This is a genomic window from Parafannyhessea sp. (assembly GCF_051876455.1).
In the GTDB taxonomy this organism is placed as follows: Bacteria; Actinomycetota; Coriobacteriia; order Coriobacteriales; family Atopobiaceae; genus Parafannyhessea.
In genome coordinates this window covers 1-9,248 of record NZ_JBJEHW010000174.1, presented here as the reverse complement: position 1 = coordinate 9,248, position 9,248 = coordinate 1, and the positions used below count along the sequence as shown (strand labels likewise).

The following is a 9,248-nucleotide window of genomic DNA, read 5'->3' as shown; positions in this document are numbered from 1 at the left end:
CATGAGCAACGGGCTCACCCGGGCGGTGGCCTATCGCCTCGTTCGCCAGTACGCGCAGATCGAGCTCATGAGCGGCGTCACCACAATCCACACCATGGGCGGCCTGGGCGACTTCGACACGCGCTGCCGCGACGAGATTGCAGCCGGCAAGGTGCTCGGCCCGCGCATCCTCGCCGCCAACGAGGGCATATCGGTGCCAGGCGGGCACATGGCGGGTTCGGTCGCCATCGCCGCGAAATCCGTCGACGAGGCCGTTGCGCATGTCGAGCTCTCCAGGCGGCAAGGCGTTGACCTCGTCAAGCTCATGATCACGGGCGGCGTGCTCGACGGCACGCGTAAGGGCGAGGCGGGCCTGCTCCGGATGGACCCCACCATGGTGAAGGCGGTCTGCGACCGTTCCCATGCGCTTGGCTACAAGGTCGCAGCCCATGTGGAGGGCGTCGAGGGGCTCAAGGTCGCCCTCCGGAACGGCGTCGACTCCATCGAGCATGGCGCCAAGCCCGATGACGAGGTCGTGGGGCTCTTCAAGTCTACGGGCGCCACACTCTGCACGACGCTCTCGCCCGCCCTGCTCTACGCGCTGTTCGACCGCTCGGTCTCCCATGCATCTGAGGTCGAGCAGTACAACGGCAACATGGTCTTCGAGGGAATCATCGCCTGCTCCAAGGCAGCTCTCGAGGCAGGGACGCCAGTTGCACTCGGAAACGACGTGGGCTGCCCCTGGATCACGCAATACGACTTCTGGCGCGAGCTCGTCTACTTCTGCAGGTACGTGGGAGTGACCCCGGCATTCGCCCTGTACAGCGCCACGCTCGGCAACGCGCGGATAGCGGGAATAGACGACGTGACGGGATCGCTCGAGCCTGGCAAGCACGCGGACATGATCGTGACCGACGGCAACCCGCTTGAAGACCTGACCACGCTTCGCAATGTCCGGCACGTGGTGCGCGATGGAGTGTTCATTTCAGAGCCGCGTGTCAGACGCAAGCCAGAGGTCGACCGCGAACTCGACAAGTTCCTGTGAGGCACCAGCCCCTCGCTTACCCCATCGCTCGAGCAGGCTGCGATAACCACCACAGCATGGCGCGCCTCTTGAGTCACCTTGCACTCGACAGTCCGCCCCGACGCCAAACGTTATCCCCCAACAGGAAGAGCGCCACGTCCCTATCGAGGACATGGCGCTCACTTTTTGAGTCTCAGACGAGATTGCCCCGCATTCTTCCATGGAAGAATTCTTGGAAGAATGAGCCCGTTCGGAGTGTCGCGGAGTGCGTCGGAGCGAGACTTCGGTTATCTTCACTTTCGCCATTCTACCTGCGAAAACAGTGCTTTTCGCAGCGGAGTGGGACAAAGTGAGACAGGGCCTGAATCACTCCCACTCGATCGTCGCGGGCGGCTTCGGCGTGACGTCGTACACGACTCGGTTCACGCCGTCGACCTCGTCCACGATGCGGCTGGAGATGCGGCCGATCACGTCGTAGGGCAGCTTGGCCCAGTCGGCGGTCATGGCGTCGGAGGACTCCACGGCACGCACGATGATCGGGCGCTGGTAGGTGCGCTCGTCGCCCATGACGCCGACGGACTTGATGTCGGGCAGGACGGCGAAGTACTGCCAGCAGGAGTGCTCGGAGTTGCGCTCGCCCGTCTCCTGGAAGAGGCGCTCGTTGTAGGCGTCCAGCTCTTCTCGCACGACGGCGTCCGCATCCTTGAGGATGGCGAGCTTCTCCGGCGTGACCTCGCCGATGATGCGGATGGCCAGGCCGGGGCCGGGGAACGGCTGGCGGTAGACCATCTTGGCGGGCAGTCCCAGGCTCACGCCGAGCTCGCGAACCTCGTCCTTGAAGAAGTGGTCGAGCGGCTCGATGAGGTCGAAGTGCACGCCCTCGGGGAACGGGATCAGGTTGTGGTGGCTCTTGATCGTGGATGCCTTGCCGCCGGTCTTGCGCGCGCCGGACTCGATGATGTCCGGGTAGATGGTGCCCTGCGCAAGGTACTCGACCCCGTCGAGCTTCTGGGCGACGGAGAAGAACTCCTTCCAGAACTGCGTGCCGATGCGGCGGCGCTTCTGCTCCGGGTCCGTGACGCCTGCCAGGAGCTTGGCGTAGCGCTCCTCCGCGTGCACGTGGATCAGGGGCACGTTGAACTGCTTGCGGAAGACCTCCTCGACCATCTCGGGCTCGCCCTTGCGGAGCATGCCGTGGTTCACGAAGACGCAGGTCAGCTGGTCGCCGATGGCGCGGTGCACGAGCGCGGCCACGACGGAGGAGTCGACGCCGCCGGAGAGCGCGAGGATCACCTTGCTGTCGCCCACCTGCTCGCGGATCGCCGCGACCTTCTCGTCGATGATGTTGTCCATGGTCCAGTTGGGCTCGAGGCCGCAGACCGCGAAGAGGAAGTTCTTGAGGATGTCGCGACCGTGGGCGGTGTGGCGCACCTCGGGGTGGAACTGCGTCGCGAAGAGGTTGCGCGACGCGTCCTCCATGGAGGCGACGGGACAGGCGTCCGTGACGGACGTGATGGTGAAGCCCTCGGGCACGTCGGACACGGCGTCGCGGTGGCTCATCCAGACGGTCTGCTCCTCGGGGGTGCCGTCCAGGATGCGGCTCTGGCCCTGGCGGCGGATCGTGGCGGGGCCGTACTCGCCCTTCTCCGTGTGGCCGACCTTGCCGCCCAGCTTGACGGCCATGATCTGCTGGCCGTAGCAGAAGCCGAGGACGGGGATGCCCAGCTCGAACACGCGGGCGTCCATGTCGGGCGCGTCGTCCGCATAGACCGAGGCGGGGCCACCCGAGAGGATGATGGCGGAGGGGGCCATGGCGGCGAGCTCGTCCGCGGAGATGTCGCACGGGACGATCTCGGAGTACACGTGCAGGTCGCGAACGCGCCTTGCGATGAGCTGACCGTACTGTGCGCCAAAGTCGAAGACAGCCACGAACTGCTTGGGCCTGTTGTTCTGCATGGATTCCTCCGCAATCGGTGTTAAAGAAAGCCAACCGCTATCATGCCACGACTGGCGCGGGCGTGCCGCCCACGGTGGGGCTTGGCGCGAGAAGAACAGAGTTTCTCGCCCGCGTCTTGGCGGGACGCCAGACTATCTTGCCTTTTATGAACTTCGTAAGGTGTTAGCTGGCGATATGTAATATGAATTGGTTAGGCTTTCGTCAAGCGTAACTCCAACGGAAGGAATCGTCTTGGCGCGAAAGAACATGAGGGACAACGACCTCCTGAGGGACGCGCGCTCCCTCTCGCGCCATTCGTCGCGGGCGCACTATGCGCAGGCACGCGGCAGGCGCAGGACCCACAAGATCCTGAGGATCGTCCTCGTGACGGTGCTCGCGGTCATCGTCGCCGGCGGCGCGGCGGTGTGGGCGTACGTCAACAACATCAACTCGCGCCTCCGCGGCAACCTCGACAGCAAGCTCATGAGCACGCTCACCACCAAGGAGGCGGGCGAGCCGTTCTACATGCTGCTCCTGGGCGTGGACAAGGACAGCTCGCGCAGCTCGAGCAAGGAGTTTGGCTCCAGCTCGAGTGCCTACCGCTCGGACTCCATCATGCTCGTCCGCGTCGACCCGCAGAAGAAGAAGGTCACCATGGTCTCCATCCCGCGAGACCTCAAGGTGGACATGGGCAGCCACGGCACGCAGAAGCTCAACGCGGCGTACTCCATCGGCGGCGCGAGCTATGCCGTCAAGATGGTCGAGAAGATCGCGGGCGTGAGCATCTCGCACTACGCCGAGATCGACATGGACGGCATGGAGGAAGTGGTGAACGCCGTGGGAGGCGTCACCGTGACGCTGCCCGTGGCCGTGAAGGACCCCAACTACACGGGCCTCGACCTTCCCGCGGGCAAGCAGAAGCTCGACGGCAAGACCGCGGCGCTCCTGTGCCGCGCGCGCCACGCGTATGACAGCTACGGCGCGGGCGACTTCTATCGCGCCGCGAACCAGCGCGCCGTGATCGCGGCCGTCGCCAAGAAGGTGCTCAAGAGCAGCCTCACCACCATGACGAGCACCGTGAGCGCAATGGCCGACATGGTGAACACGGACATGAGCGCGAGCGACATCGTGTCCCTCGCGAGCGAGATGCGCGGCATGGACTCCAGCAAGGACATCATGAGCGGCCTCGCCCCAACCACCAGCAAGTACATCGGCGGCGTCTCGTACGAGATCATGGACGACGACGCCTGGCAGAAGATGATGAAGCGCGTCGACGCAGGCAAGTCGCCCTACTCGAGCTCGAGCGAGGACCCGACCGCTGGCGTCGCGGCCTCGAGCGGCAGCACGACCACGGCGGACTCGTCCGACAGCTCCTCGTCCGACGACTCGGGCTCGAGCGACGGCTCCGACTCCAGCTCGAGCAAGGCCGAGTACACGGGCAGCGTGACGGTGCTCAACGGCTCCGGCGTGAGCGGGCTCGCAGGCCAGGAGGCGAGCGAGCTTAACGCCGCGGGCTTCCAGGCGCAGTCCGGCAACGCCAACGGACCCGTCAGCACCACCAAGGTGATCTACAACGGGTCCGACGCCCTCGGCAAGGCGAAGGGCGTCGTGAAGACGCTCGGGCTCGATGTGACCCCAGTCGCAAACGACGGAAGCTACGGAACCTCCCAGGACGTTATCGTGGTCCTGGGGCAGGATCAGTCATAACACGCGGCACCCGCGCCGACGTTGCGCGGAGGCCGCACAAGGAGGAGACGTGGGAAAGCACAGTGCGAAGGCGCCGCAGACGTCAGGTGCCACGGAAGGGCAGATCCAAGCCCCGCTTCCCGACGTCCCCAAGACGTCGTCCCGCAAGGCCGGGTTCCGCTCCGGCCACGAGGGCGGTCCTTCTCGCCCGGAGGCGCCCTCCAACCCCAACGCGCCCCGCTACTCCAGGGCCAAGGGCGCGGGCGAGTACATCGAGAAGCGCAGGCGCCGTGGCCGTCACCACATCCTGCGCACGGTGCTCATCGCGGTCCTTGCGGTCATAGTCTCCGGCGGCGTCGCCGTGGCGGCGTACATCCACCACATCAACAGCACCATCAACGCAGGGGTCGACTCAAAGCTCCGCAAGGCGCTCGTGGAGACGAAGGACGCGGGCGACCCGTTCTACATGCTGCTGCTGGGCATCGACAAGGACGAGGAGCGCGCGGACAGCAGCGAGTACGGCAAGGACTACAGCGCCTACCGCACAGACACGATCATCCTCGCGCGCGTCGACCCGCGCAACAAGAAGGTCACGCTCATCTCCATCCCGCGCGACACGATGATCGACATGGGCAGCCACGGCACCCAGAAGATCAACGCGGCGTACTCGTTTGGCGGGGCCGCGTACGCGACGGAGGTCGTGAGCAAGTTTGCCGGCGTGAGCATATCCCACTACGCCGAGATCGACATGGACGGCTTTGCCGACGTAGTCGACGCCATCGGCGGCGTGACCGTGAACCTGCCCGTCGCCGTGAAGGACCCCAACTACACGGGCCTCGACCTGCCCGCCGGCAAGCAGACGCTCGACGGCAAGACTGCGGCGCTGCTGGGCCGCGCGCGCCACGCGTACGACTCCTACGGCGGCGGCGACTTCTATCGCGCCGCCAACCAGCGCATGCTGATCGGCGCCGTGATCAAGAAGGTCATGGGCTCGGGTGCCGCCACGATCGTCTCCACGGTCAACACGCTGGCCGGCTACGTCACGACCGACATGACCGTGAGCTCCATCACGTCGCTCGCGACGAACTTCGCCGGCATCGACGTGGACAAGGACATCTACTCCGGCCAGTGCCCCACCACCTCCGAGTACGTGAACAACACCTGGTACGAGGTGTGCGACACGGACGCGTGGACCAAGATCATGAACCGCGTGGACAAGGGCCTTCCGCCGTACAGCAGCGCCTCGCAGGACTTCACGGCCGGCGTCGCGGGCTCCGTGGGCGTGAGCACGTCCGACTCGAGCGGCTCGAGCGGCTCGGACGACTCGTCCTCGAGCAGCACGACGGTGACGCCCGAGTACTCCGGAACGGTCCTCGTGCTCAACGGCACGACAACGGCGGGCGTGGCCGGCAAGGGTGCCTCGACCCTCTCCAGCGCGGGCTTCACCACCAGCACCAACGACGCCCCGAGCGTCCAGAGCAAGACCGCCGTCTACTACAACGGCAGCGCCCAGGCCAAGGCAGCCGGCGTCGCGAAGTCGCTCGGGCTCAGCGTGACGCCCACGGCAAACGACGGCAGCTGGGACAGCTCCGTCGACGTGGTGGTCGTGTTCGGGACCGACTGGACGAGCGGCACCGCGGCCACCACGGGCACGACGACCACGAGCTCCACGACCACAACGTCCGCTGGCAACTAGGCGGTCGCGCCCCCGCGACAAGCCAAGACAAAGGCAGGCGCCCTTCTCCCCCATCCTGCCCAGGGGAGAAGGGCGCCCTCTCTTGTCGTGCGTCCGTACTGGCTTGCGCCCGTCTGTGGGTCCCTACACGTTGAAGCGGAAGACCATGATGTCGCCGTCCTGGACGACGTAGTCCTTGCCCTCCATGCGCATGCGGCCAGCCTCCTTGGCACCCTGCTCGCCGCCGAGGCTCACGTAGTCATCGTAGCTGATGGTCTCGGCCTTGATGAAGCCCTTCTCGAAGTCGGAGTGGATGACGCCGGCGGCCTCGGGGGCCTTCGCGCCGATGCGCACCGTCCAGGCGCGGACCTCCTTGGGGCCCGCCGTGAAGAAGCTCTGCAGGCCGAGCAGGCGGTACGCCGCCTGGGCCAGCGTCTCGAGGCCCGAGCGCTCGAGGCCCATGGACTCCAGGTACTCGGACGCCTCCTGGGGGTCGAGGTCGGCAAGCTCCGCCTCGACCTCGGCGCAGATGGGGATGGCCTTCTGGCCGTCGATCTCGAGGTCGTCGTGCAGTTGGTCCTCGTCGCAGTTGGCCACGTAGAGCATGGGCTTCATCGTGAGGAGGAAGAGGTCGTGCGCGGCGGCGCGCTCGTCGTCGGTGAGGTCGCAGGTGGCCGCGCGGTTGCCCTCGTTCAGCCAGGCCTGCAGCTTGAGCGCGACGTCCAGGCGCGGCTTCATCTCCTTGTCGCGCTTGGCCTCCTTCTCGAGCTTGGGGATGGAGCGGTCGAGCGAGCCGAGGTCCGCGAGGATGAGCTCGGTCTGGATGGTGTCGACGTCGGCCGCCGGGTCGACGAAGGCGCCGGTCCTGCCGGTCTCGCGCATGACGTTGGGGTCCTTGAAGTAGCGGACGACCTCGCAGATGGCGTCGCAGTTGCGGACGTTCGCGAGGAACTGGTTGCCCAGGCCCTCGCCCTTGGAGGCGCCCTTCACGAGGCCTGCGATGTCCACGAACTCGACGCTCGCGGGAACGATCCTCGCGGGGTGGACCATCTCGGCGAGCTTGTCGAGGCGCGCGTCAGGCACGTCCACGATGCCCACGTTGGGGTCGATCGTCGCGAAGGGATAGTTTGCCGCGAATCCGCCCTTGCGCGTGAGCGCCGTGAACAGGGTCGACTTGCCCACGTTGGGAAGGCCTACGATGCCGATTGAAAGTGACACGTCCTCATCTCCGTCTGGTTCAGCCGCTCGGGCGGCTTGGGTTCCTACTCGTCCGCAAGGCGCTCGAGTCCGTCGAGCACCTTGTTAAGTTGCTTCTTGCCCTCGGCCTTGGTCTTCTCGATCCTGGCCCTCTGCTTCTCTGCGGCGCGCTTGCGGCGCTCCGCCTCCTCGTCGCGGACGACGAGGTCCGCGGTGTCGCACTTCTGCATGGTGAGGGCACCCTCCGGGCACACCTTCGCGCAGACGCCGCAGTTGACGCAGTACGCCGGCTCCACGGAGAAGTGCCCCTCGTGGTCGAGGTCGCAGGCGTGCACCGTGCACGCCTCGACGCAGTCGCCGCATGCGGTGCAGAGCGTGGGGTCGCACGCGGGGACCTCGAGGTCGGCAAAGCCCTTGGCCAGGCCGTTGTGCGCCTGTATGGTCGTGAGCATGATCTTGCGGCCCTGCATCAGGATGCGGCGGTCCCGCTCGCTCGTCTTCGCGCCCACGGCGCGCTCGAGCGAGTTCTGGAGCTCGATCATCTTGTCGGAGTGGGCCTGGACCTTGTTCGCGATGGCGGCCGCGCCGGCGACCATCGGGTTCGTGGACGAGACCGCAGTCGCACCCGCCCTCACGACGGACGACATGAACTGCCCGCGCTTGAACTCGCGCGTCTGCTCGTGCGTGAGGTCCTTCTCGCTCACCTCGAGGCCCATGGCCCCGTGGCTCAGCCGCTCGCCCTCCGCGATGGCCTCCGAGAAGGCACGCTCGCCCGTCGTGGTGCGGCACTTGTCGCAGATGCCCAGCGGCAGGTAGACGCTGATGTTCTTGTACTCGGCGAGAAGAGCGAACCACGTCTCCTTCGAGACCGCGCCGACGCACGGCAGCAGGACCTCGTTGTCCTTGGGGATGCGCCCGAGCGCGCGCGTGCACGTGACGTAGCACTGCTCGTACTCGCTCGCGACCTCGGAAATCTTGTCGTACAGGCTCTTGGGCGTCACGTTGTACGCCACGAAGACCTCGGTCGGGCAGGCCGGGCTGCACAGGCCGCACTTGCGGCAGTTGTCCGCAAGCTTGACGCCGTTCTTCGTGATGGTGATGGCGTTCACGGGACAGACGTCCAGGCACCTGTGGCACGCCTTCAGGTCGCCGGAGGCCACGTCCAGGCAGAAGAGCGAGTTGACGCGGGGGCGCTCCTTGTAGTTGGACGGGTCGTACAGGTTCTGCGAGTCCGGGTCGGCAGCAAGGGAGTCCGCGATGCCACCGAACGGGTTCTTGACGGCCTTCCAGTCGTTCTGGATGTCGATCAGGTCGTCGATTACGTCGCGCTTTCCTGCCATGTCTCCCCCTTCTTCCACGAGCTGCAATTGTACCGCTTTGCGAACTCTTCCACACCATCACGGCGCCATGGCCACAGACCGCTACAAAAAGGCCCGGGCCCGAGGGATTCCCCCGGGCCCGGACCCATGGCTCAATGTCTATCGACGCTCGCTACGCCTTAGTACATGCCGCCACCCTGGCCGCCCTGTGCGGCAGCCGCGGAGATGGCCTCCTCGATGGTGGTGTTCTTCGGCTCGTCGGAGACGGTCGCCTCGGTGATGAGGATCAGGGACGCGACGGAAGCGGCGTTCTGGAGCGTGGTGCGGGTGACCTTGACGGGGTCGAGGACGCCCATCTCGATCATGTTGCCCCACTTGCCGTTGGCGGAGTTCAGGCCCTCGCCCTCGGGCAGGCCCTTGATCTTCTCGACC

At 66.0% G+C, this 9,248-nt stretch carries 6 protein-coding genes and 1 pseudogene; 3 read left to right on the top strand and 4 right to left on the bottom strand.

All coding sequences use genetic code 11. The features are described 5' to 3' along the window. Positions 1-1,024 (top strand): amidohydrolase family protein (locus ACI38Z_RS07625; protein WP_439789591.1); only part of this gene is annotated, 1,024 nt, incomplete at its 5' end. Positions 1,025-1,369: 345 nt separating this feature from the next. On the opposite strand, the gene guaA is transcribed toward ACI38Z_RS07625, so the two are convergent. Next, positions 1,370-2,959 (bottom strand): glutamine-hydrolyzing GMP synthase, encoded by a 1,590-nt coding sequence (guaA, locus tag ACI38Z_RS07620; protein ID WP_439789590.1) that lies wholly within the window; start codon positions 2,957-2,959, stop codon positions 1,370-1,372. A 232-nt stretch (positions 2,960-3,191) separates the two neighbouring features. Between guaA and ACI38Z_RS07615 the strand changes: the two genes are divergently transcribed. Then, complete coding sequence (locus tag ACI38Z_RS07615; protein WP_439789589.1) at positions 3,192-4,646, top strand: LCP family protein; 1,455 nt, start codon at positions 3,192-3,194, stop codon at positions 4,644-4,646. 49 nt (positions 4,647-4,695) lie between these two features. Continuing rightward, positions 4,696-6,321, top strand: coding sequence for an LCP family protein (locus ACI38Z_RS07610; RefSeq protein ID WP_439789588.1), 1,626 nt, complete (start codon positions 4,696-4,698; stop codon positions 6,319-6,321). A gap of 123 nt (positions 6,322-6,444) precedes the next feature. Here ACI38Z_RS07610 and ychF read toward each other — a convergent pair whose 3' ends face one another. The 3 genes and pseudogenes from ychF to groEL form a co-directional block, all read right to left on the bottom strand. Next, positions 6,445-7,518: a redox-regulated ATPase YchF gene (ychF, locus tag ACI38Z_RS07605; protein WP_439789587.1), complete on the bottom strand. Its 1,074-nt coding sequence runs from the start codon at positions 7,516-7,518 to the stop codon at positions 6,445-6,447. A gap of 44 nt (positions 7,519-7,562) precedes the next feature. Further along, positions 7,563-8,837, bottom strand: coding sequence for a 4Fe-4S binding protein (locus ACI38Z_RS07600; RefSeq protein ID WP_439789586.1), 1,275 nt, complete (start codon positions 8,835-8,837; stop codon positions 7,563-7,565). A 158-nt stretch (positions 8,838-8,995) separates the two neighbouring features. Continuing rightward, positions 8,996-9,248 (bottom strand): annotated as a pseudogene (groEL, locus tag ACI38Z_RS07595) (chaperonin GroEL); the annotation flags it as partial.

Bases quoted from the DNA above. Each gene is read 5' to 3' on its own strand.
- guaA (WP_439789590.1), bottom strand. From the start codon at position 2,959: ATGCAGAACAACAGGCCCAAGCAGTTCGTGGCTGTCTTCGACTTTGGC.
- ACI38Z_RS07600 (WP_439789586.1), bottom strand. From the start codon at position 8,837: ATGGCAGGAAAGCGCGACGTAATCGACGACCTGATCGACATCCAGAAC.